Here is a 23,396-nt window from a genome sequence, read left to right on the forward strand (position 1 = left end):
AAACAATCTCATGCAGTACATTCAACTGTGTATCCTTAATCAAGATTGATTTATTAATAAGTCTCTATGACAATAGCCGCTTCCGGCAATCCTTCTGCTGAAACAGTAAGAGTGATCGTCCCTTTTTCTGTATTTGGCTGAACGATAGCAATTGCTTTTCCCCGGAACGTTTTCGGCTTTAAGGAACGAAAGCTTCTCATATCATCCGCACTTCCATTACCTGCGGCAATGACGGACCCTTTTCCGGTAGATTTAATTTCCAAAGGAATGGAACAGTCAGGTATTAACTTTCCATCTTTATCCAATATTTCAACCTTTATATACGAAAGGTCATTTTTATCTGCCTTTATTTTCATACGATCGGCTGTCAAATGTATCATTGCCGGGATTCCGGTTGTGCAAAGTTCTGTCGATGTCGTTTCTTTCTTTCCCTTCAAGTTGATAGCCTTCAGTTGTCCCGGTTCATAGGGAACCTCGAAAGAAGCCGTATAGGTATCAGGATTGACTTCTTTTTCTCCCAATAACCTGTCATTCAAATAAAGTCTTACTTTAGGGGAACGACTATACACATGTACTGCCATCGTTTCGCCTTCGTATCCTTTCCAGTTCCAACTAAGGAATTCGTTTTTCCATCCCCAGTAGTTGATATCTTCTCTTTTCCCCTTGGCTACGGGAGGTTGTACTGCTAATGAAATATCACGTCTTTTCCAAAGAATGTCGCGATAATAAGATTGCGGTTTCTTGTCTCCGCAGAAGTCAATGTCACCACACCATGCATTATACCACGGCCATCCCATAAACTGCGGACTGTGTTCTCCCGGAGCAAGTTCGAGAGTATGTGCCAGACCGGCTTCACCCAGATAGTCGAGGGCAGTCCAGACAAAATCTCCAATCAGATAGGAATTCTTGTCGATCAGGTTCCAGTTCTGTGCTGCTTCTTTGGGCACCGATTCACTGCCGTACATAATCCGTTGCGGGAATCGTGCGTGATCTTTTTCATATTCCTTCCATTGATAATTGTAACCGGAGATATCCAGGTTCCGGAAAGCCCTTTCCGAATCCTTCTCCCAACTGAAATCTCTTCTGTCCCAAAACGAGTTAACAGCGGCAGTAGTGGCGCGGCTTGTATCATATTTGTGAATGGTTGCAATCAGTTTCCGGGCTATGATCTCTCCGGTGGGTTCGTCGGCGCGTTCAGCTATTTCATTGCCAATACTCCACATGATAATAGAAGGATGGTTTCTGTCTCTGCGCACCATGGTAGCTATATCGTGTTCGCTCCATTCATCGAAGAATTGGTGATAATCTTGCGGGCGTTTTACTTGTTGCCATTGATCGAATACTTCATCAATCACTAGCAATCCCAGTCGGTCACATGCCTGTAGAAAATATTCCGACGGCAAATTGTGTGAACATCTGACTGCATTGAAACCATTTGCTTTCATTAGCTCTACTTTGCGTTCTTCCGCCCTGTTGATAGCTACGGCACCTAATAAACCATTGTCATGATGCAAACAACCACCTTTTAATTTCAGCGGTTTCCCATTTAATAGAAATCCTTTTTCTGCGGAGAATTCGACGGTTCGTATTCCGAAAGGAACGGTTATTTCATCAGATAGCTTCTTCGATTTCACGGATAGATGTGCAGTATATAAACTAGGAGTATCTACCGACCATAATTCCGGCTTTTTTATATCAAAAGTGAGGGAAATGGGGATATTGGTTTCACCGGATATATTGACTGGTTGAGTAGTGGAATAAACCTCTTCCCCTTGTGGAGAAAATATCTGAATCTTCAGATGGGCGGTCACTTTTTCTTTGCCAGAGTTATGTAGAATAGAATGAAGATCAACCGTCGCTTTTTTACCTTCTACTTTGGAAGCATCTATAAAAGTGTCCCATTCGTCTAAATGTACTTTGTCTGTTTTCATTAACCATACGTGTCGGTAAATGCCGGAACCGGCATACCACCGACTGTTCAGACCTTCATTCACCACTTTGACGGCTATTATATTCGGAATGCCGGGAGCGTTGCAATATGGCTGGATGTCGATTTTGAAAGGGATATATCCATAAGGATTAAAACAGGCTTTCTGCCCGTTTATCCAGACTTCTGTCTGGTTATAAGCTCCTTCAAAATAAAGGGAAATAATCTTATCGGCATCTTCCGGCTGTATGGTGAATTCTTTTCTATACCATCCTTCACCTCCTACGGTTTGTCCGGTATCTGCCCCGCCTACACTCATGCGTGAAAAAGGACCGATTGTTATGCCTTCTCTTTGTACGGGCACAGGATCCATGCTCCAGTCATGAGGTAAGTCGAGTACTTTCCATTGAGTGTCTTTGAAAGATGTTTGTTCGGCATTGGCAATGCAACCCCGGTAAAACTTCCAGTTCTCATTCATACTGACTTTGCGTTCCGATGCGGAACTTTCAGCAATAAAACAGGGTATTAACGCTAAAAGAGCGAGTAGTCTAACAGAAGATTCGAAGTAGTTATTCATCATTTCCTATTCTTTGTTTAATAATGGGCAAAGATAGGAGGGAGAGCGGTGATGTGCGGAATAGAAATGTAACAAGATACTGCAACAAATGTATCAAACTTCCTTTTCATAGGGATTAAACTTGCTTGTCCCGGCAGGAAAACGTATCTTTGTTGGTAAGAAAACTATAACCGCAAGTTCTGATTATAAAACCGGAACTTTTGATTATGTAATCAGAAGTTTCAGTTATAAAACCAGAACTTGCGGTTTTAGTTTGCCCTAGAGGAAAAATAACTTTTCCTCTAGGGGAGAATAAGTTTTCTACCTATAGCGAGTAAGTTTTCTATTAGTAATCAATGTTTTAAATAAACTTTCGTAGTATGGCAATGTATGTAATGGAAGAAATGCCCGATATTCATGGAACGGGCGAACAGGTTCTTTATCCGCGGTTTGCAATGATGGAACAGGTATCTACCGAGGATTTGATACGTCAGATAGCATCCAGCAGTGGTTTTAATGTCGGAGATGTGGAAGGCGTAATTACACAGATAGGTATTGAGATGGCACATCAGATGGCAGAAGGCAAGTCTGTGAAGCTGGATGGCATCGGAACATTCTCTCCTTCGTTGGCGTTATGCAAAGATAAAGAACGCGAAAAGGCCGGAGAGGGTGAAACCCATCATAATGCACGAAGCATTGTGGTGGGAAACGTGAACTTTCGTGTAGACAGGAAAATGATGAGGCGTATCAATGGAAGATGTCTGCTGGAAAGAGCTCCGTGGAAGTCGCAACGTTCTTCACAGAAGTATACACCGGAGCAACGACTAGCATTGGCTGTTAGATATCTGGAGGAACATCCTTTTCTGACGGTCTACGAATACCGGAAACTGACAGGGCTGTTGCGTACAGCGGCTACCAATGAATTGCGGCAGTGGGCGTATACACCCGGTTCCGGTATCGGGATTGATGGCAGAGGAACACATCGGGTGTATATAAAGAAAACATAATTCATTATATTTGTATGATGATACGTTGAGAATTGGAATAAAGAGCATTGGGGGGAATTGCGGTGAGGGTGCTTTTCTTCAGGGACATGCTTGAGTGATAACTAAAATTAATAAAAATGGGGAATTTGATTTCATTTATGAAGGAAGTAGCTGAAGGGCTTCGAAAAAGTGGGAACTATGGAACTGCTCATGTTTACAGGAGTAGCATGAATGCTATCATTGCATTTAACGGGAGCAGGAATCTGCCATTCAAGAAAGTGAATCAGGAGTTTCTTAAAAGCTTTGAAACGTATTTGCGGGAAAAGGATTGTAGCTGGAACACAGTTTCAACCTATATGCGTACGTTGAGGGCGGTATACAACCGTGCGGTTGACCGTCGGATGGCGTCTTATATACCGCATCATTTCCGGTATGTCTATACTGGAACGCGTGCCGACAGAAAGCGTGCATTGGAAAAGGAGGATATGGAACGGTTGATGAAAGAGCTTCCCAAACAAATTCATCAGGGAAGAGGAGAATTACAACGTACGCGCGCGTACTTTTTCTTAATGTTCATGCTTCGTGGTATGCCGTTCGTAGATCTTGCGTATCTTAAAAAGCAGGATATAGTGGGGAATGTACTTACTTATCGTCGTAGAAAAACCGGAAGGCTTCTGACCGTGACGCTTCTGCCGGAAACTATGAAACTGATGAAAAAGTATATGAATACCGATTCTGCTTCTCCTTATCTTTTTCCCATACTGACTGGCGGAGAGAATACGGAAGCTACCTACAGGGAATATCAGATAGCTTTGCGTAATTTTAACTATCAGCTTCTGTTGCTGAAACAAGTACTTGCATTGACTTCTGATTTAAGCTCGTATACGGCTCGGCATACCTGGGCTACAATGGCATATTATTGCGAGATACATCCAGGCATCATTTCAGAGGCGATGGGGCATTCATCCATTATTGTCACAGAGACTTATCTAAAACCTTTTAAGAATAAGAAAATAGATGAAGCGAATGTGACGATTCTATCTTCGCTGAAAAGGAACTATATTTGTGGCAAGTAACTGATTTTTAGTGCTGTTACTTTGTAGGTAACGGGAAGAAAAGACGCTGCAAATATGAGCATATTTCTTAAAACATCCAAACAAAATCGTACATTTTTTCTAATAAACTACTCAAAATAGGAATAAACACAGAAGAACACGTGGATTCTTTGTCTTAGAACTTTGTTAACGTCTAAATTTTGCAATAGATTTCCCGCCCCTCTACTTTTTCTCATAAGTAGGGGTAAGAAGATTCGTCATATATCGTATTATTTTCTAGTATAGACTACTCCAAAAGAGCAGGCACAAGGGTTTTCCCGTTACCTACAAAGTAACGGGAAGAGGGGGAGTGAAGCGAAATAAATCATGAATTAGTACAAACAAATTTTTTATTTATTAATTGTATAACATTTAATTTACTTTTATGAGAAAATGGACGTATTTAGTCGCAACCTTGCTCATGGCAGGTACGACAGCGACATTCACGGGATGTATTGATACCGATGAACCGGAAGGCATTGCAGAACTTAGGGGAGCAAAGTCTGAATTTATCAAAGCTCAAGCTGCAGTTGAGCTTGTAGAGGCTGAATTGAGAAAAGCACAGGTTGCAGAGCAAGAGTTAGTTAATGCAGGTTTGGCACTTCAGAATAAGTCTGCAGAAATTGATTTGCAGTTGCATGAACTGGATATTCAGTTGAAGCAACTCCTGATTGAAAAGGAAGAAGCTGCTACTGCACAAGCAAAAGCGGAAGCGGAAGCTGCCATTGCAAAAGCGGAAGCTGACAAAACTAAGTGGGAAAATGAAAAGGCATTGATTGTTGAGCAGTATAAGGAAAAAATGCTTCTTGCCGAAACTGCCACTGCTAAAGCACAGGAAGCTTACAAACAAGCTATGGAACAGATTGAAGCTTCCAAGTTATTGCTGACAGATGAGGAACAAATTCGTTTAAATGTTGTAGAGGCAAAAGTTGCTTATGCTAAGATAGCTATGGATAAGGCTATGTATGGATATTCAACGACAGAAGTTAAGACTGAACAAAGGCTTGTATCTAAATCAACAAGTTCACAGACAAGTGTTGGCGAAGGAGCTGGGACAACAACTACTACTGGTACTGATGAAAAGTATATTACATATTATGTAATTACACAAAATCCGGATAATGCAAATAACGGATATGCAGAAGGTAGCTTGAAGAAACTTCAGGAACAGTTGGCGGACTATCCTAATTGGGTGGCTGATGGAAACATCGAGGCTAAATTGAAGAATGCTGTGGAAATCGCTGAATCCAATTTGAATATAGCGCAAAAAACAGCTGATGGATATAAGGCTATTTTGGATAATGAATATACTACATTAGCCGATTGGGAAGCAGAAGTTAAAAAGCTGAAGGATGAAATGGCAACATTAGATGTTCAGAAACGACAGTATGAACTTAAAAAAGAAGAATTAAAAGTTGCTAATCCTGATTTAGAAAAGAACAAAACTGCTGCTGAGAAAAAATTAGACGATGCTAAGGATGCTCTCGCTAAAGTTAATACTACTACTAATGTAGCTTCTGCTTACTCTAAAAAAGCAGATCAGAGCATTCTTAAAGGCCTGAATGATGCTTTTGATGGTATTGGTGGGGTAGTTGGCTATAATAAATCAACAGGTGAATTCAGCTATGCAAAAACGGTATTGGTTACTAAGGCGCAAGAACAGATTGATGGCTGGAATAAACTTATTGATGTAGCTACTCAAGGAATTGATTTAGAGGATCTTGCATGGTCTAAACTTGAAGTCGTGAAAGCAGAGGCTGAAGCAACAAAAGCTAATGAAACTTACGATGCTGATTATAAGGCATGGGAGAAAGCTCGCGATAAATATATTGAAGTTGAAGCTATTGATATAGATGCTTCAAAAAAAGCTGCCGAAGCTGCAATAGCTGCTTATAATAAATTGGGTGATGCTGCTAGAACACAGGATGCTAATATCAGTAAATTAGCTACTGCTTTAGCTGAGTACTATCAAGATGCTTTGGATAAGGAACTTAAAAGTACAAAAGCAGAAGCAACAGAGACTTCTACCAATACTAAAAAAGCAATTTCAGCTTGGATAATAGCTAATCCTTTGGCAAACTTCAAGTCAATTGTAGGGCTAGAACTAAATTTAATTGAATGGACAGCTGGTGCTGTGACAAAAGCTAATAAGATAGAACAAGCTAATGCAAATAAGCTTCTTGAACTTGGAGCATCTGCTGGTGATATTCCATATGAGTCATGGAAAAAAGCTTCAACAAAAGTATTTGGTGATAAATTTAATCGTGATAATGAACCTAGAAGAGTTGCTGTGTCAGCTGATATGGTTCTTAAGGAAGTTAATGGCAATAGACTGGCAACAGAATTGCAAGATGGTGACTATGGAACTCTTGGTATCTCTATTTATGCAACGGCAGAAGCTGCACGTCTGACTGCTGTGATAAACCAGGCTGATACCTATAAAGCTTTGAAAGCAGAGTTTACAGCTCAAAAAGCTAAAGAACAAGCTACGCTGGATAAGAAAAAAACAGAATTGGCTGCAAATGTAGCAAAAGCAGAGACTGCTTTGACTGACGCTAAAGCAGCTTATGATAAAGTCTTTAAGGAAGTAGAGGCAAATATTAAGAAAGTTAGTGAGGATTATGACTATAAAGACGCTATAAAAGATAAAATTGAGTCTACAATTTCTGACTATATTGCTAGCCTTGATGAGTTAGGTGATGATTATAAAGATATGACTTTGGAGGAAATCAAAGAAGCTATTAATGCTGAATATTTAAAAGCTGTTACTAGCCTTCTTGATAAAAAAGCAGCTTTGGCTACTGCTGAAAGAAATTTAGAGAAGTTGGCTGAAGGTACGTATACTGATAATAATTATATCGAGGATACATTTGCAAATATTCAGGAAAATATCAAAGTAAAACAGGCTGAATATGATGCTGCCAAGGCAGACTATGATACTGCAAGCGCTCAGTTGAAAGCACTTCTTGCTATCTTCCTGAAATAATTCCCTAACTACGTAAAAGTAACAAGATGATAAAAAAACTATGCACATTACTTTTGCTGACCTGTATGACAGCTGCGCCTTCAATGGCGCAGCGTTACAGCAGCAGTGATGATGCGTCGTTTGCCCCGAAGAAAGGACAGTGGCAGGTTTCAGTCCTGCTTGGTAGCGGAAAGTTTTTTAACGAAAACACTTCTTATCTGCTTCCCAAGTTCTCCAATGACGGAGGAGTAGTCGGACTTCCCAATGGAGGGAAGGATAACTCCGGCGATCTGAACCGCTATCTGAACATCGGGAGTCTGAATAATAATAGTCTGGTCAATATAGCCGGAATTGAAGGTAAGTATTTCGTGTCTGACAATTGGGATGTAAATTTCCAGTTCAGCATGAACGTCAGCCTCACTCCTAAGAAAGACTATGTAGAAGGAGACAACAGTGTGCCCGACATGATTATCCCTGCGCAAAGTTATATCAATGCGCAGATGACCAACAACTGGTATGTATCTGTCGGTTCCAACTACTATTTCAAGACTCGCAACGAACGTATTCATCCGTATCTTGGAGGCGCACTCGGCTTCCAGATGGCACGCATTGAAACGACCGAACCATACACCGGAGACACCTATAAGGATAGTGACGACTCGGAAGAACTTCCGTCACAGGTCTATGTTTCCGGAAGTAAAGCCGGCCAGATGTACGGTTTCAAAGTAGCTGCCGTAGCAGGTATCGAGTATAGCATTGCCAAAGGTTTTGTTTTCGGTTTCGAAATGCACCCTCTGGCTTACCGTTATGACCTGATACAGATTTGCCCGAAAGGATTTGATAAATATAACGCCAGTCACCACAACATCAAGATATTTGAAATGCCTGTAGTGAAACTGGGATTCAGATTCTAAGGATGAATGATTATACAAATGTATGAATGAAAAGAGAAAGCCGTTCAGCTGATAGTGCGGACGGCTTTTCTTTTTTAAAGAAGAATGAAGAGCTTAATGAACAAATATGTGAAACTTTTATCTTTTCTTTCGGGAGTATGCCTGATAGTGGCTTGCACCGGGCATCAGATAAGAGGTTACGAAATTAACGGCAGTGCACCTTTGCCCGAATTCGAAGGAAAAATGGTTTATATGAAAGATGCTTCGAGCGGGCAGCCGGTAGATAGTGCAGAAATAATCCATGGAAAGTTTGCTTTTGCCGATACGGTGACTATTGTGTCGCCCGTAGTAAAAGTGCTTTCTATTTGTGCCAGCAAATCGGGACTGGAATACCGCCTCCCTGTCGTCATAGAAAATGGTAGTATCCAAGCCGATATTTCCGATGTGGTTTGTACGGGAGGAACAATGCTGAATGAACGGATGCAGGATTTTCTCATGGCTGTTGATGAATATTCCACAGCCTGCGAGAACAAACAAACGGAACAGATAAAATCCGGATTTGCGGATTTATTGAAAAAATACATAGAAATCAATGATGACAATGCGGTAGGAGAATATATCCGGACTGCTTATCGTTCATCACTTTGATGCAATCAGATTGCTTTTAAGACTATAAACTAAATTTCCCACATAATAATATCCTCTCCAGATATTTCCTCCATATTTTTATAGAAGGGAATGTTGCATAAGAGAGACAGAAATGTGCCCTTGTGAAAGTCCGTATTTCTGTATTGTTATGTTTTGAGGACGTTCCCGTATTTCCCATTCCCTTTTTCCCCCGGGGACGTCCTTTTTCCCTTTAATCCTGCGAGTGATATTGTGTAGGCAACACTCCGAACATCTCCTTAAAACATTTACTGAAATAACTCGGTGTAGCGAATCCCACCTTTTCCGATATCTCAATAACGGTCAGTTCCGTATGAGTCAGTAATCCGGCAGCTTTCTTCAAACGGATGCTTCGGATAAATTCTGTGGGTTTCTGTCCGGTGATAATTTGCAGTTTACGGTAAAGATTCATTCGGCTCATACACATGTCGTCACTGAAAGCTTCCACGCTATAATCACTGTTATCCAGATTCTTTTCGACCAGTTCGATTGCTTTTTCCAGGAATCGCTCATCTACTTTGGAGGAAGTGAGATCTTCCGCATTAACCTCAATGCCTGACAAGAATATCTGTTTCCGTTTTTGCTGCAATGCCAGCAGATGCTGGATCCGGTTCTTTAAAATATCCATGTTGAAGGGCTTTGTCAGGTAGCAGTCTGCTCCCGATTGGTATCCTGCCAGTTCGTTTTCGTCACCTGTGCGGGCAGTAAGCAGAATAATGAAGATGTGTGAAGTCTTCATATTCTCTTTCAGCCGGAGACATAATTCAAACCCATCCATTCCCGGCATCATGACATCACTCACAATGATATCCACTTCTTTCTCATTGGCGATGGCTTCCGCTTCTTCTCCGTTGGAGGCTTCCCATACCTGATATTCTTGTGATAACTGCTGATACATGAATTGGCGGAATTCTTCATTGTCTTCTACAATCAAAATGGTCTTCCGGGCATCTGATGAGTTCGTTTCAGTTGCTCCGGATTCATCCGGTATGTTCTCCTCTCTCGGTAACAAACGTTTATCAACCAGATTGGTAGGAAGATAGACACAGAATTCAGTTCCTTCTTCCTTATTACTTTCCACTTCTATAAAGCCTTGATGCATGGCGACATATTCTTTCACAATATGCAATCCGATGCCGCTTCCTGCTGTTGCCTGTCTGTGAGTGTTTGCCCCGATCTGATAATAGCGGTCGAATATATGGGGAAGTTCATCTGCTGCTATTTCCTGCCCGGTGTTCTGCACGATGATGCAGACGTACTGTATCCCTCCTCTGTTCTCCATTTTGAAAAACACATCGATTCTTCCTTCAGGAGGTGTAAATTTGAACGCATTATTGAGTAAGTTGTAGAGAATCCTGTGTACTTTATCCCGGTCAAGATACATATAAAGCGTTTGTTTCAGTGGTATGACTGAAAAGTGAATCTGCTTGTTGTTCGCATACGACTCGAATGCTTCGCAAGTAGTTGTGACAAATTCACGGATATCTGCATTCGTCAGATTCAGTTTTTCTTCGCTCACTTCCAGTTTGCGGAAATCCAGTAATTGATTGACTAATTGCAGCAATTCTTCAGCATTGCGATAGATGGAAGATAACTGTTGCTTTAACTTGCCGTCCTGAATCTCCGATAGTAGACTGCTTAGAGGAGTGATAATCAGCGTCAGGGGAGTGCGTAAGTCGTGGCTGACATTCGTAAAGAAACGGAATTTCATCTGTGTCAGTTGTTCTTCCAACTGTTCCTGTTGCTTCCGGTGCAGACGGTTGAAGTAGATCTTTATGACTCCTGTCGCTATCAGAATAAAAGAAAACATATAGAGGGCATATGCCCACCATGTCTCGTACCATGCCGGTAGACGATTGATTTGCAGGCAGGACATGGGCTGTGCCCAACAACCGTGAATGTCCGTCGCTTTAATTTCCAGTGTGTAGTTGCCTTTGGGAAGTTTGGTGAAATATGCAGTGTTTACTCCCGGAGGAAGTGATTTCCAGCTTACATCCCATCCTTTCAGACGATAAGCATAACTGATTTGTCCGGCGTGCAAGTGTTCTAGCGTAGAAAAGGATATTTCTACATTGATATTATCAGGATTCAATTCTATTTGTCGGGTATTTATACCTGTTATTTGTGTTTTTCCGTCTATTTTGATGGAGGATATAACGGGCTTTATATCGTTGGGAGATTGATCCAGCTCTGCAGATGGGGTAATCAGACAAAAAGCACCGATCCCTCCGAGGCAAATCGCCCCATCTTCCATTTTGCGGATGGAAAGGAAATAATCCACTTGAATGAAGCGGTCGGAATTATACAGTATTCTAAATGAATGATTCGTAGGGTTGTACTCTTTTACGTATGGGTCTGCCAATATCCACAAATGTCCCAAGTTGTCTATCTCCATTCCTTTGATAGCATCTCCGTTTGTGTTGCAGGCATTCTCTTCCCGGGTGATAACTTTAGTTTGCGGATGATAGCTGTACACATTTCCTTCCAAAGTAGCTACCCACACTTTACCATCAGGAGCGATGAGGACAGATGAATAGTTTTCTCCTTTCCGAATCGTATGTCTTTCTCCTTCCGGGGAAAAATATTGGAACTCCAATGCTTCTGTAATGCAGAATATCGTTCCGTCCGGGGCAACTGCCAGGTCGTTTATCATATCCGTGCCCCCCTGAAACTTCTTAAGTTCCCCTTTGGAAAGAGAATATTGATAGATGGCATTTTCTGTGCCTATCCATAAGTTTCCCTGATTGTCCTCACTCAATACACGAATCTGTCGGGCATCCGGCAATTGAATCTCTTTTGTCAGTTTCATCTTCATGCCTTCATGTTGCAGATGCAATAGACACGCATTATCGGATGCAGCCCAGATTCCAGATTGATTATGACATTTCTCGATACATTTTATGATATTATACTTTCCTGTTTCTTCGGAAAAATCCGATGCAAAAGAAATCTGTTCGGAAGTGGGATGGTAGATGGATAATCCGGTTCTTCCCTGCCATATCCAATAATAGTCTTCTTCTTGAATCGTTCTGTCTGCCATCACCGGATAACCGGTAATAACGGACATGGCAGAAGCGGGGTAACGTTTGATTTTGTTGGCGTCGAACGAGAGGATAAACGTATGGGGAGAATATCCTGGAACCCATACATTGCCGGCACGGTCTTCAATGATTCTATCCAATATCTTTTTGCCTTTAGGAAGAAAACTTTCCGTATCGACGGGATGCAGCGCATTATCTACAATTCGGTAAGCATATAAATTGTCCATCGCTGAAACCCACAACACTCCCTGCCGGCTGTCTTTAAGTAATCCCAGTATTTGAGTTTTATGCGGTGTCTGTTCGTACCCTTCTAAGGTGGCGGGTTGTAACTTGCAGATTACTTCCTCCGATTGTGGATTGGAAGAAGGGATTAATTGTACAACTCCTTTTCCCCAAGTGGCCACCCAATAGCATTCATTTTGTACGTCTTCAATCATTTGTATAGGCGATGCGTCACACGTCCATTGATAAGGCGAGAAGCTGTCTGTTGACGGATGATATTGTAGAAGACCTCCCGATCCTTGCAGTACCCAAAGTTGATGTTTTCCATCTTCGTAAAAGTCAGTAACGTTTCGTCTCGTGCCCTTCCATTCTGAAGGATAACTCCCAAGACATTTGCCTTCACTGGAAAAGTGGTAAATCATACCTTCGGCCGAAGTCCAGATAGTGCCGTCATGAATAGCCCGGACAGCATCGACTCTTTGCTTCTTGAGTTCCCCGTCTGTTATTTCGTAGATTTGATAATTAGCTTTATCTAATCTGTATAAACCACGTTTGGTGCCGAACCAGATATGATGTCCGTTGTCTTCTGTTATACAGGTAATGTCGTTGCTGGATAGCAGGTGAGGCGTATTTAAGTCTGAACGGAAGACATTAATCTGATAACCGTTGTCACGGCACAGGCCTCCGCCTTCTGTTGCATACCACATATAACCTTCGCTATCCTGAAGAATCCGGTGAATATGTGCTACCGGTAACAATCTTTGAGTAGGAAGCTCCGTGACGACGACTTGTTGAGACGAAACGGAAAGAGTAGTCATTAGACTGAGAATGAGACTATAATAGTATTTTAAAGTCATGCTTTTTATTTTAATACAGATAGCTATGTTTTTTCCAGACAAAGATAGTCTTTTTTTACAAATACTTTATATCTTTGCAAAACAATGGCATATGCCGCGATTTAACCATACCACTGAAAATATGAAAACAAAAACTTTATTAGGCTTCTTTCTTCTTTCTCTCATGGCTTTTGGTATATCAGCCTGTCAAGATGATGCAGAGATTATTTTATTTAGCGGTTCCAAATTAATCGACGAAACGGGAACCTGTACGAATACGATTTCTTCTACAGTCCTGTATCTTAATGGATGGGAAGCGGAGAATATCGGGATAGCTAATGGAAAAGGTGGTTACTCGGCACAAAGCTCCGATGAGACGATTGTGACGGCAACAGTCAACGATAACAGGTTATGGCTTAGCTCACATGGTAAAAAAGGGAAAGTAACGGTTACCGTTAGTGATAAAGACGGCAATTATGTCACGCTGCCTGTTACTGTTTCTTATGGTGTACTGACTTTTACATGTCTCGACCAACCTGAATTCCAAGTTTCCAGACCTAGTGAGGATATGTTGTTATTGTTGGATGCAGAAGATGACTTGCAGGAGAAAGTGAATGTAGCAATGGCTCCTTATGCTTTTATTAATAGAGGAGATATCTGTGTGTTACGACCGGATGATGTGTATCGTTTGTCTGAAGAAGGAGAAGGAGGGAAATTCACCTATAAAACAAAGGATGAACAGGTGCTTGTTGAAGGGACATATCGGATAGAATGGGCTTCATTGGCCGGAAAAAAGAAAAAAGCTTTTGTCTTTACATATACAGGTGAAAATGATGTAGAGAAACAACACACCTTCTTTAATTTTAGTCCGTATTTAGGAACTCAAAGTCTTACAAGAGAAAGAGGTCCGATTACTACGGCATGGTTGGAAGATGTATCTGATTCGCCTTATCTTGAAGGTTTTTTACCTGAGGATAGAACAGTTGTATACTGGGTGGATACAATGATTTCCAGTTTATCTGCGGAGGATTTATAATCATTTGTACGGGCTTTATTGTAAAGCCCGTATACGTACTTCGGTTGTTTTCTCATTTTTCAACCCCTCTTTTACTTTATTGATATCCGTATCTCCGTAATGATAAGGATACAAAATGCGCGGCTTGATAATTTGAGTTGCCCGTATCGCTTGTTCCGGTGTCATGGTGTAGGGTTGGTTGACTGGCAGGAAAGCGATATCAATATCTTTCACTTGGGTCAGTTCCGGAATATCTTCCGTATCTCCGGCAATATAAATACGAGTTCCTCCCAGAGTCAGAATATATCCGTTGTCACGCCCTTTGGGATGGAATTTGTCTCTGCCGGGAGTTGTATTATAGGCAGGCACGGCTTCCAGTTTGATGTCATCTGCAAGTTGAAGCACATCACCGTTCTTCATCTCCTGTCCTCTATTCAGCATTTTTCGGCAATTAGGATTGGCTATAATTCTGGTCCGACTCGTTTCGATAGCTGCTATTGCTTTGGTATCGAAATGGTCGCCATGTTCATGCGTAATCAAGATGAAATCCGCCTTCGGCTGTTGTGTATAGTCGGCATAATCGGATACTGGATCAACGAATATTTTTTGTCCTGCATACTCTAATAATAAGCTGGCATGCTTGAAGAAAGTGATCTTCAGGCTTTTTCCACTCTTGGTGGTAAACGAATCCATTTCAAAGTCAGGCATCTTTGTAGTCAGATTAATGGGGTTATAAAATGAATGGGAATAAGAAAATCCGTAAGAAAGGCATAACACGAATGCTAATAATAGATTCTTTTTCATATCTGTACAGAATTTGGTTCCCTGCAAAGATAAACATCCGGGAGGATTTATCGGTTCATATTTGAAATGATTCTCCGCGAAATTAACTTTCTTTTTGTGGAAAATAAGAAGGCACGGGAATGAAAGATTTCCCGTGCCTTCTCTTATTATTTTATGCCTTTACGGTATTCTTATGCGTTCAATGCCTGTTCGATATCAGCAATAATATCATCCGCATTTTCGATACCTACCGATAGACGGATCAAGTCCGGGCGTACACCTGCTTCCATCAGTTGCTCATCCGTCAACTGGCGGTGAGTATGGCTCGCCGGATGGAGCACGCAACTACGTGCATCCGCCACGTGAGTAACGATCGCAATGAATTCCAGTGAATCCATAAACTTGATAGATACGTCACGTCCGCCTTTCAGTCCGAAGGAGATGACTCCGCAGGAACCATTCGGCATATATTTCTGTGCAAGGCTATAATATTTATTGTCCGGCAGTCCGCAATAGTTTACCCAGGCAACTTTCTCATTTTTAGAAAGATATTCGGCTACTTTCTGCGCGTTGCGGCAGTGTTGAGGCATACGCAGGTGCAACGTTTCAAGTCCCAGATTCAATAAGAAAGAATTTTGCGGGCTTTGGATGCTGCCGAGGTCACGCATCAGTTGGGCAGTTGCTTTGGTGATATAAGCACCTTTACCGAATGCTTTGGTATAAGTCAGTCCGTGGTATGACTCGTCCGGAGTACAAAGTCCCGGGAATTTTTCAGCATGAGCATCCCAGTCAAAATTACCGCTGTCTACGATACAGCCACCTACGCTTGTAGCGTGTCCGTCCATGTATTTGGTAGTAGAATGAACCACGATGTCAGCTCCCCATTCAAATGGGCGGCAGTTGATCGGGGTCGGGAAAGTGTTGTCAACAATCAAGGGAACCCCGTGACTGTGTGCGATGCGTGCAAATTTCTCAATATCCAGTACTTCAAGAGAAGGGTTGGAAATCGTTTCACCGAATAAAGCTTTTGTATTCGGTTTGAAAGCTGCAGAAATTTCTTCTTCGCTGGCATCCGGATTAACGAAAGTCACATCGATGCCTAGCTTCTTCATGGTCACGCCAAACAGGTTGAACGTACCTCCGTAAATAGCGGAAGAGCAAACAAAGTGATCTCCTGCCTGACAGATATTAAAAATGGCATAGAAGTTGGCAGCCTGACCGCTGGAAGTCAGCATAGCGGCTACACCACCTTCAAGGGCAGCGATTTTGGCGGCAACAGCGTCATTCGTTGGATTTTGCAGGCGGGTATAAAAGTAACCACTGTCTTCCAGGTCGAACAGGCGGGCCATCTGCTCGCTGGTATCGTATTTGAAAGTTGTACTTTGATAGATGGGCAATACGCGTGGTTCGCCTTTTTTAGGCGTCCATCCTGCCTGTACACACAGGGTTTCCGGTTTGAATTGTTTTGCCATAATGTTATCGGGTTTTAATGTTTTATTTCAAAAAATGTTTTAATGCTGCAAAAGTAGGGAAAATAATTGTATTTTTGCCCTGTTTATGAGTGAAATGATACTCTTGCGAAGGAGATAGTTAATGTAGTTATGAAAAATAAACTCTATATTCTTTTATTCTTAGCTTTTCTTTTTTCGGGCACAACTCTTTGGGCACAGCAGAAGGCAACTCCGAAGGCGGGTGAAGGCATCTCTTCTTTTCTGTTGAGGCACAACCGCTCTCCGAAGAAGTATTACGACGATTTTATTGAGCTGAATAAACAGAAACTGGGAAAGAACAATGTGCTTAAAGTGGGCGTAACGTATGTTATTCCTCCGGTAAAGAAATCGACGGCTACTCCTGCAAAAAGTACTTCCACTAAAGAAACTTCTAGTAAAGATGCTCCCACTAAGAATGCCGATGCGAAGAATACAGCTTCCGAAAGTTCCGGGACAAAGCAACAATCTCCGAAAGCTAAATCAACAAAAATAGGAACCACCCTCAATGAGCCTCTGTTTGGAAAGCAACTGGCTGATGTGAAAGTCACTTCCAACCGTCTTGCCGGTGCTTGCTTCTATGTGGTCAGCGGACATGGAGGTCCTGATCCGGGTGCTATCGGGAAAGTTGGTAAATACGAATTGCACGAAGATGAATACGCTTATGATATTGCCCTCCGTCTGGCACGTAACCTGATGCAGGAAGGAGCCGAAGTCCGTATCATCATTCAAGATGCTAAAGATGGTATCCGTGATGATTCGTACCTGTCAAACAGTAAACGGGAGACTTGTATGGGCGATCCAATTCCTTTGAATCAGGTGCAACGCTTACAGCAACGCTGCGATAAAATAAACGCCCTTTATCGGAAAGACCGTAAGAACTACTCTTATTGCAGGGCAATTTTTATTCATATCGATAGCCGTAGTAAGGGAAAACAAACGGATGTCTTTTTCTATTATTCGAATAAAAAGGGAGAAAGCAAACGATTGGCGAATAATATGAAAGATACGTTTGAGTCAAAATATGATAAGCATCAACCCAACCGGGGCTTTTCCGGCACAATAAGCGGGCGTAACTTATACGTACTTTCCCATACCACTCCCGCTTCCGTCTTTGTGGAGTTGGGTAATATCCAGAATACGTTCGATCAGCGTCGGTTGGTGATGAATTCCAATCGTCAGGCACTCGCCAAATGGCTGATGGAAGGCTTCCTGAAAGACTACAAGGAGAAGAAATAACATTTTTACTTCTCCTTTCGTGAACAAAATAAAAATCTGAATGTTTTATATATGCAAATCGCCTGATGGCTACTTGTAGGTATGCGAATATATATAGGCTAGTGAATATGCCTCCCCGGCATAACAGGAAGATTGCATAGTAGTTTTGTCGTGTTTTATTTTGTGTTTGTGTTGTGACGGTGCTGCGATGTGAATCGGGGTACCGTTTTTTCGTTTCTCTTGAATTCCTTAAAGGGCGTGCTATTTCATTTTCTTATCATATTATTGAATAAAATCTTATCAATCCTGTGAACAAAATCCGGAAATGTATGTTATTTATTGTGCAAATCGCCTGATAAAGCTTCTTGTGTGTATGCGAATATAGATAAGTCAAGCAAGGTATGCCTCCCCGGCATGACAGGAAGATTGCATAGTAGTTTTGTCGTGTTTTATTTTGTGTTTGTGTTGTGACGGTGCTGCGATGTGAATCGAGGTGCCGTTTTTTTTGTCACATATAAAGAAACGGCAGGCTTACAAATAAGAAACGAGCTTACAAATCTCCTAAAGTATATCATAGAATCTCTGCAAGCTCGTTTTATGAGTGGTGCTTTTGCGCACCTTATCTAGTTGTTATAAAGGCATATTACCATGCTTCTTGGGCGGGTTTGTCTGCATCTTGTTTTCCGTCATTTCCAGTGCCTGAATCAGACGTTTGCGAGTCTGTCTCGGATAAATGATTTCGTCAATATATCCCAGCTCGGCAGCCTGATACGGAGTGGCAAACTTTTCTTTGTAGGCTTCCAGTTCCTTGGCCTTTGTTGCTTCGTCAGCTTTGCGGAACAGGATATTGATGGCGCCGTCCGCACCCATCACAGCAATTTCTGCACTTGGGTAAGCGAAGTTCACGTCAGCTCCGGTCTGCTTAGAGTTCATTACGATATAAGCACCACCGTAAGCTTTGCGGGTAATCACTGTCAGTTTGGGAACAGTGGCTTCTGCAAATGCATAAACTATTTTTGCACCGTGACGGATGATACCATTGTTTTCCTGTGTATATCCCGGAAGGAATCCCGGAACATCTTCGAATGTAATCAATGGAATATTGAAGCAATCGCAGAAACGGATAAAACGGCTTGCTTTGTCGCTGGCATCAATATCGAGAACACCGGCAAGATAAGCTGGCTGATTCGCTACGATACCTACCGAACGACCTGCCATACGGGCAAAGCCAATGATAATATTCTTAGCAAAGTTCGGCATCACTTCGAAGAAATAGCCGTTGTCTATAACACGTTCGATAATGTCTTTCATGTCATACGGTACGTTCGGGTCTACCGGAACGATTGTATCCAGAGAAGTATCTTCGCGGTTTGTTTCGTCAGTGCAAGGTTGTTTCTTAGCTTCATCCATATTATTCTGCGGTAAGAAAGAAAGCAGTTCACGGATGCTCATCAGCAATTCTTCTTCGGTATTGCACATAAAGTGAGTCACACCGCTTTTGCTGCTATGTGTCATTGCGCCACCCAGCTCTTCTTTACTTACTTCCTCATGAATCACAGCTTTTACTACATCCGGACCAGTCACAAACATGTGACTTTTTTCTTTCACCATAAAGATGAAATCGGTCAGGGCAGGAGAGTAGCAGGCACCTCCGGCGCAAGGACCCAGGATTGCCGAAATCTGTGGAATCACACCGCTGGCCATTGTATTCTGATAGAAAATATCAGCATAACCGGAAAGGCTCTCGATCCCTTCCTGGATACGTGCACCGCCCGAATCATTCAAAGCGATAATCGGGGCACCGTTCTTCAATGCAAGTTGTTGTACTTTCACAATCTTTTTAGCATTGGAAGCTGACAGTGAGCCGCCATATACCGTAAAGTCATAAGCGTAAACAAACACCTGTCGACCGTCCACCTTTCCGTAACCGGATACGATACCATCTCCCGGAATTTTGTTTTTATCCATGCCATAGTTCGTACAACGGTGAACCATCAACTTATCCAGTTCAACGAAAGTACCTTTATCGAGCAACATCTCAATACGTTCGCGAGCAGTCATTTTACCGCTTTCGTGTTGCTTCTCTATTTTATCAACGCCTCCACCAAGAGAAGCGATGCGGTCACGTTCCTCGAACGTGGCGTATGCTTTATTCATTTCTTCCATAATGCAATCCGTTCTTATATTATGCAATCGGTTCTAATGTTATTAACGTCTGGTCGCCGGTTATGTTATCACCTTCCTGAACCAGAATTTCTTTAATGCGGCAGTCTGAAGTCACTTTGTAGTTACTCTGCATCTTCATGGCTTCGATAACGATAGCGGTGTCTCCCGCCTTCATTTCCTGACCGACTGCAACAGGTATTTTCACTACTTTGCCCGGCATCGGAGAAATGATACAGTCATTCTGTTCTTCTTCCCCTTTTTTGCGCATACGCAGATATTTTGCCTGGCTGTCCACTATTTCTACATTGAAACTGCTATAATGCGTATTCACTTTATAGCTTTTTCCGTTATCACGACGAATCAGCTGTGCGTTCGAACTGCGTCCGTCCATCAATATGTTGCAAGTACCGTTTTCTGCCATCACTACGTCTGCTTCAAACGTTTTTCCATCAATGGTGAGCACTACCTTGTTATCTTCCTTGCTGACCAGTTCTACTTCGGCCACACGGTTTCCTATATGAATTTCCATAATTGAATTCTCTTTGTTAAAATTTAGATTCTCAACACACCCTTATGCAATCCGAACTCTTTCCACTTGCTGATAGGGCGGTTGTCGGCAGCCATACCGCTGTTGTTCTCTTCGAGATTCATCAAATAGTCTATATAAGCAGCGATCAGGGCAATATTTTCGGAATATTCGCTGGTGCGCGTAATCCGTTGTTGCAGAAACTCGCTGTTCTTGGCGATGAATCCTGTGTCATAATGACCTTCTACAAAATCAGGAGTATCCATGATGGCACGCAGATAACTGATGTTGTTTTTCACTCCGGTCAATTTATATTCGTGGAGAACACGACGCATCCGCTCAATCGCATATTCGCGATTGGTAGCCCACACAATCAGTTTACCGATCATCGGGTCATAGTAGATCGGAATTTCATATCCTTCATATACATAACTGTCAATACGCACACCGATACTGTTCGGTTCTGTAATTTGTTTGATGATACCCGGACTTGGCATGAAATTCATTTCAGTGTCTTCGGCACAGATACGACATTCGATAGCGTGCCCGCGTTGCTGGATATTCTCTTGTTTCAGTTGAAGCACTTGTCCGTCAGCAACTTTAATTTGCTCTTTCACCAAATCTACTCCAATCACTTCTTCCGTAATCGGATGTTCCACCTGCAAGCGGGTGTTCATCTCAAGGAAATAATAGTTGCGGTGTTTGTCAACAAGGAATTCGATAGTACCTGCACCGATGTAGTTCACAGCTTTAGCCGCCGCTACCGCTTTTTCACCCATGTCTTTTCGCAGTTCGGGAGTGACGAAAACCGAAGGAGTCTCTTCCACGATTTTCTGGTTACGGCGTTGCACGGAACATTCGCGTTCGCACAGATGGATGACGTTTCCATGCTTGTCACCAAGAATCTGGAACTCGATGTGATGAGGCTCTTCAACGAACTTCTCCAGGTAAACCGTGTCGTCGCCAAAGGAAGACAATGATTCGCTCTTGGCAGTGGTATATGCTTCTTCTACTTCTTCGGCACTGTGGATGAGGCGCATACCTTTTCCACCACCGCCCATAGAGGCCTTCAGCATCACCGGATAGCCGATTTTATTGCAAAGTTCTATGGCTTCTTCCACACTTTTCAAATTGTCTTGTGTGCCGGGAACAACGGGTACTCCCGCCTCGATCATTTTGATACGGGCAGCAATTTTATCCCCCATGGCTTCCATTGTTTCCGGATTAGGTCCGATAAAGATGATTCCTTCTTCCTGACATCGACGGGCGAAGGTAGCATTCTCGGACAAGAAGCCGTAACCCGGATGGATGGCGTCCGCATGAGCTGCTTTCGCCACTTCGATGATTTTTTCTATATTCAGATAACTCTCTTTGGATGCTGCCGGCCCTACGCAATAAGCTTCGTCTGCATAAAGCACATGCTTCGCGGTCCGATCTGCTTCGGAGAAGATAGCGATACTCGTTATCTCCATCTCCCGGCAGGAGCGCATCACCCTTACGGCAATTTCACCGCGATTGGCTACTAAGATTTTTTTTATCATACTTTTTTCAATTAAGTACATACTTATTAATGTCTTCCCATCTAATGGACATACTCCACCCGACGAAAAACAGTATTTTTTTGATTTGGGGCTTAACAAGTGATGCTCTTTCTCCTAACCCACGAGGAGGGGAGCGTCTTACACAAAATGGCAGGTCTTCTGACTGACTCTTGTCTTATTTGCCTTCCCGATTAACATCAGTGGCGTTAAATTAGTTCAATTATAAGACATTGAACAGAGCTTCACAGCAGCGGGACTGTCCGGGACTTACACCCGATTCCCTATTAATCGTCGTCCGTTGGATACGGATTCTGAACCATTTCGGGGGGCAAAGATAAATAAATATTAAATAAGATGTTCCTTTTTTGCACGAAAGTTTCATTTTTGTGCAATGCTTATCTTTAAATAAGGATTCTTTAATTAGTGTATAACCTTGCTACTTTTCTAAACTATATTTCTCTTGATATTGTTAGGTTGATAGTAATTAATTAAAAGGAGATATTCGTATGAAAGAAAAGAAAATAGCTCGTGAAGAAAGAAATCAGGAGAAACTGGCTAACGGTGATTGGGTAATGGCAGAGTTTTATGCAACGTGGTGTCCTCATTGCCAACGTATGAAACCGGTTGTTGAAGAATTTAAGAAACTGATGGAAGGAACATTGGAAGTGGTATTGGTAGACATCGATCAGGAACCTGCCCTTACAGATTTCTATACAGTTGAGTCGACTCCTACCTTTATTCTTTTTAGAAAAGGACAACAGCTCTGGAGACAATCCGGCGAATTACCTTTGGAAAGATTGGAAAGAGCAGTGAAAGGATTCAAATCCTGAAAGGTTTGGATCTGATTGCCATAGCTTTTATTACTATAATATAGAATAGAACATACCTGCAGTATTTTTTTATTAATACTGCTATGAATAGAGTTGTGTTGATAAGGTGATAGCAAGTTTTATCTACTAGCTTTCGGGCTTTGGTCAAGTTTGATAGAATTACTATCATTATATCCACTTTTTTAGTGTATTCTGAAAAAAACTGCTATCTTTGTACTGTCGTAATAAGTAGAGAAATGGTTGTTGAGTTTGAAAAGGAATATCTTTCAGAACTTTATTATGAAGGTAAATGTAGCGATAAGAAGCATCGTTTTCAACCTCAAGTAATAAGGAATTATGTGAAGCGAATTGTCATTTTGGCTGAAGCGTTGAATGTAGAAGCACTTTATCCTTTGAATTCGTTGAATTATGAAGTCTTGACGGGAGTTAAAAAAGGTATTTCATCTATTCGGATCGATAAACAATATCGACTGGAATTTAAAATATCGACTATGGATTCCGAACCCATCATAACTGTTTGTTCTATAATCGACATAACGAATCATTATAAATATTGCGAATCCGTATTTGATTTATTAGTTAAAATTTAGGGTAATTAGTGCGATTGCAATTTTTCCCTTCGTAGGTCCCCGAGGTCCCGCGGT

The 23,396-nt window shown here is 42.0% G+C and carries 16 protein-coding genes and 1 riboswitch; of the genes, 9 read left to right on the plus strand and 7 right to left on the minus strand.

Going from position 1 to position 23,396, the window contains the following annotated elements; all coding sequences use genetic code 11:
- Nucleotides 1-53 precede the first annotated feature (53 nt).
- A complete protein-coding gene (locus ACT8YW_RS10395) occupies nucleotides 54-2,507 on the minus strand; it encodes a glycoside hydrolase family 2 TIM barrel-domain containing protein (protein ID WP_444104862.1) in 2,454 nt (817 codons plus the stop codon).
- 356 nt (nucleotides 2,508-2,863) lie between these two features.
- On the opposite strand from ACT8YW_RS10395, the gene ACT8YW_RS10400 reads away from it, so the two are divergent.
- The 5 genes from ACT8YW_RS10400 to ACT8YW_RS10420 all read left to right on the plus strand — a co-directional run bounded on the left by ACT8YW_RS10400 (nucleotide 2,864) and on the right by ACT8YW_RS10420 (nucleotide 9,069).
- The gene (locus tag ACT8YW_RS10400) at nucleotides 2,864-3,490 is read left to right on the plus strand and encodes an HU family DNA-binding protein (RefSeq protein ID WP_444104863.1); all 627 of its coding nucleotides are present in this window, start codon (nucleotides 2,864-2,866) and stop codon (nucleotides 3,488-3,490) included.
- 116 nt (nucleotides 3,491-3,606) lie between these two features.
- Nucleotides 3,607-4,545 (plus strand): tyrosine-type recombinase/integrase, encoded by a 939-nt coding sequence (locus ACT8YW_RS10405; RefSeq protein ID WP_008998732.1) that lies wholly within the window; start codon nucleotides 3,607-3,609, stop codon nucleotides 4,543-4,545.
- Between the two features lie 403 nt (nucleotides 4,546-4,948).
- Nucleotides 4,949-7,549 (plus strand): hypothetical protein, encoded by a 2,601-nt coding sequence (locus ACT8YW_RS10410; protein WP_444104864.1) that lies wholly within the window; start codon nucleotides 4,949-4,951, stop codon nucleotides 7,547-7,549.
- 26 nt (nucleotides 7,550-7,575) lie between these two features.
- Nucleotides 7,576-8,442, plus strand: a complete 867-nt coding sequence (locus ACT8YW_RS10415; RefSeq protein WP_008026605.1) for a BT1926 family outer membrane beta-barrel protein — start codon at nucleotides 7,576-7,578, stop codon at nucleotides 8,440-8,442.
- Between the two features lie 84 nt (nucleotides 8,443-8,526).
- Complete coding sequence (locus ACT8YW_RS10420) at nucleotides 8,527-9,069, plus strand: DUF4369 domain-containing protein (RefSeq protein ID WP_291574400.1); 543 nt, start codon at nucleotides 8,527-8,529, stop codon at nucleotides 9,067-9,069.
- Nucleotides 9,070-9,280: 211 nt separating this feature from the next.
- Here the strand turns inward: ACT8YW_RS10420 and ACT8YW_RS10425 are convergent, their stop codons facing one another.
- Nucleotides 9,281-13,207: a response regulator gene (locus ACT8YW_RS10425; RefSeq protein ID WP_444104865.1), complete on the minus strand. Its 3,927-nt coding sequence runs from the start codon at nucleotides 13,205-13,207 to the stop codon at nucleotides 9,281-9,283.
- Nucleotides 13,208-13,298: 91 nt separating this feature from the next.
- Between ACT8YW_RS10425 and ACT8YW_RS10430 the strand changes: the two genes are divergently transcribed.
- Complete coding sequence (locus tag ACT8YW_RS10430; RefSeq protein ID WP_008998727.1) at nucleotides 13,299-14,222, plus strand: hypothetical protein; 924 nt, start codon at nucleotides 13,299-13,301, stop codon at nucleotides 14,220-14,222.
- Between the two features lie 15 nt (nucleotides 14,223-14,237).
- Here ACT8YW_RS10430 and ACT8YW_RS10435 read toward each other — a convergent pair whose 3' ends face one another.
- Nucleotides 14,238-15,005: an MBL fold metallo-hydrolase gene (locus ACT8YW_RS10435; RefSeq protein WP_032853512.1), complete on the minus strand. Its 768-nt coding sequence runs from the start codon at nucleotides 15,003-15,005 to the stop codon at nucleotides 14,238-14,240.
- A gap of 170 nt (nucleotides 15,006-15,175) precedes the next feature.
- A complete protein-coding gene (locus tag ACT8YW_RS10440; RefSeq protein ID WP_004306892.1) occupies nucleotides 15,176-16,456 on the minus strand; it encodes an O-acetylhomoserine aminocarboxypropyltransferase/cysteine synthase family protein in 1,281 nt (426 codons plus the stop codon).
- 129 nt (nucleotides 16,457-16,585) lie between these two features.
- On the opposite strand from ACT8YW_RS10440, the gene ACT8YW_RS10445 reads away from it, so the two are divergent.
- Complete coding sequence (locus ACT8YW_RS10445; RefSeq protein ID WP_444104866.1) at nucleotides 16,586-17,710, plus strand: N-acetylmuramoyl-L-alanine amidase family protein; 1,125 nt, start codon at nucleotides 16,586-16,588, stop codon at nucleotides 17,708-17,710.
- 609 nt (nucleotides 17,711-18,319) lie between these two features.
- On the opposite strand, the gene ACT8YW_RS10450 is transcribed toward ACT8YW_RS10445, so the two are convergent.
- The 3 genes from ACT8YW_RS10450 to accC are packed head-to-tail and all read right to left on the minus strand — an operon-like array spanning nucleotide 18,320 to nucleotide 21,922.
- Complete coding sequence (locus tag ACT8YW_RS10450) at nucleotides 18,320-19,855, minus strand: acyl-CoA carboxylase subunit beta (RefSeq protein WP_444104867.1); 1,536 nt, start codon at nucleotides 19,853-19,855, stop codon at nucleotides 18,320-18,322.
- Nucleotides 19,856-19,874: 19 nt separating this feature from the next.
- The gene (locus ACT8YW_RS10455; protein ID WP_004316076.1) at nucleotides 19,875-20,384 is read right to left on the minus strand and encodes an acetyl-CoA carboxylase biotin carboxyl carrier protein subunit; all 510 of its coding nucleotides are present in this window, start codon (nucleotides 20,382-20,384) and stop codon (nucleotides 19,875-19,877) included.
- Between the two features lie 23 nt (nucleotides 20,385-20,407).
- Complete coding sequence (gene accC / locus ACT8YW_RS10460; RefSeq protein ID WP_004308984.1) at nucleotides 20,408-21,922, minus strand: acetyl-CoA carboxylase biotin carboxylase subunit; 1,515 nt, start codon at nucleotides 21,920-21,922, stop codon at nucleotides 20,408-20,410.
- Nucleotides 21,923-22,054: 132 nt separating this feature from the next.
- Nucleotides 22,055-22,258: riboswitch (cobalamin riboswitch) on the minus strand.
- 170 nt (nucleotides 22,259-22,428) lie between these two features.
- On the opposite strand from accC, the gene ACT8YW_RS10465 reads away from it, so the two are divergent.
- Together ACT8YW_RS10465 and ACT8YW_RS10470 are read left to right on the plus strand one after the other, a co-directional pair.
- Nucleotides 22,429-22,752, plus strand: coding sequence for a thioredoxin family protein (locus ACT8YW_RS10465; protein WP_004296832.1), 324 nt, complete (start codon nucleotides 22,429-22,431; stop codon nucleotides 22,750-22,752).
- Nucleotides 22,753-22,988: 236 nt separating this feature from the next.
- Nucleotides 22,989-23,342, plus strand: a complete 354-nt coding sequence (locus ACT8YW_RS10470; protein WP_444104868.1) for a type II toxin-antitoxin system RelE/ParE family toxin — start codon at nucleotides 22,989-22,991, stop codon at nucleotides 23,340-23,342.
- The last annotated feature ends 54 nt before the right edge of the window (nucleotides 23,343-23,396 follow it).

Origin of the sequence: Bacteroides sp., assembly GCF_052357945.1 — a bacterium.
Lineage (GTDB): Bacteria > Bacteroidota > Bacteroidia > Bacteroidales > Bacteroidaceae > Bacteroides.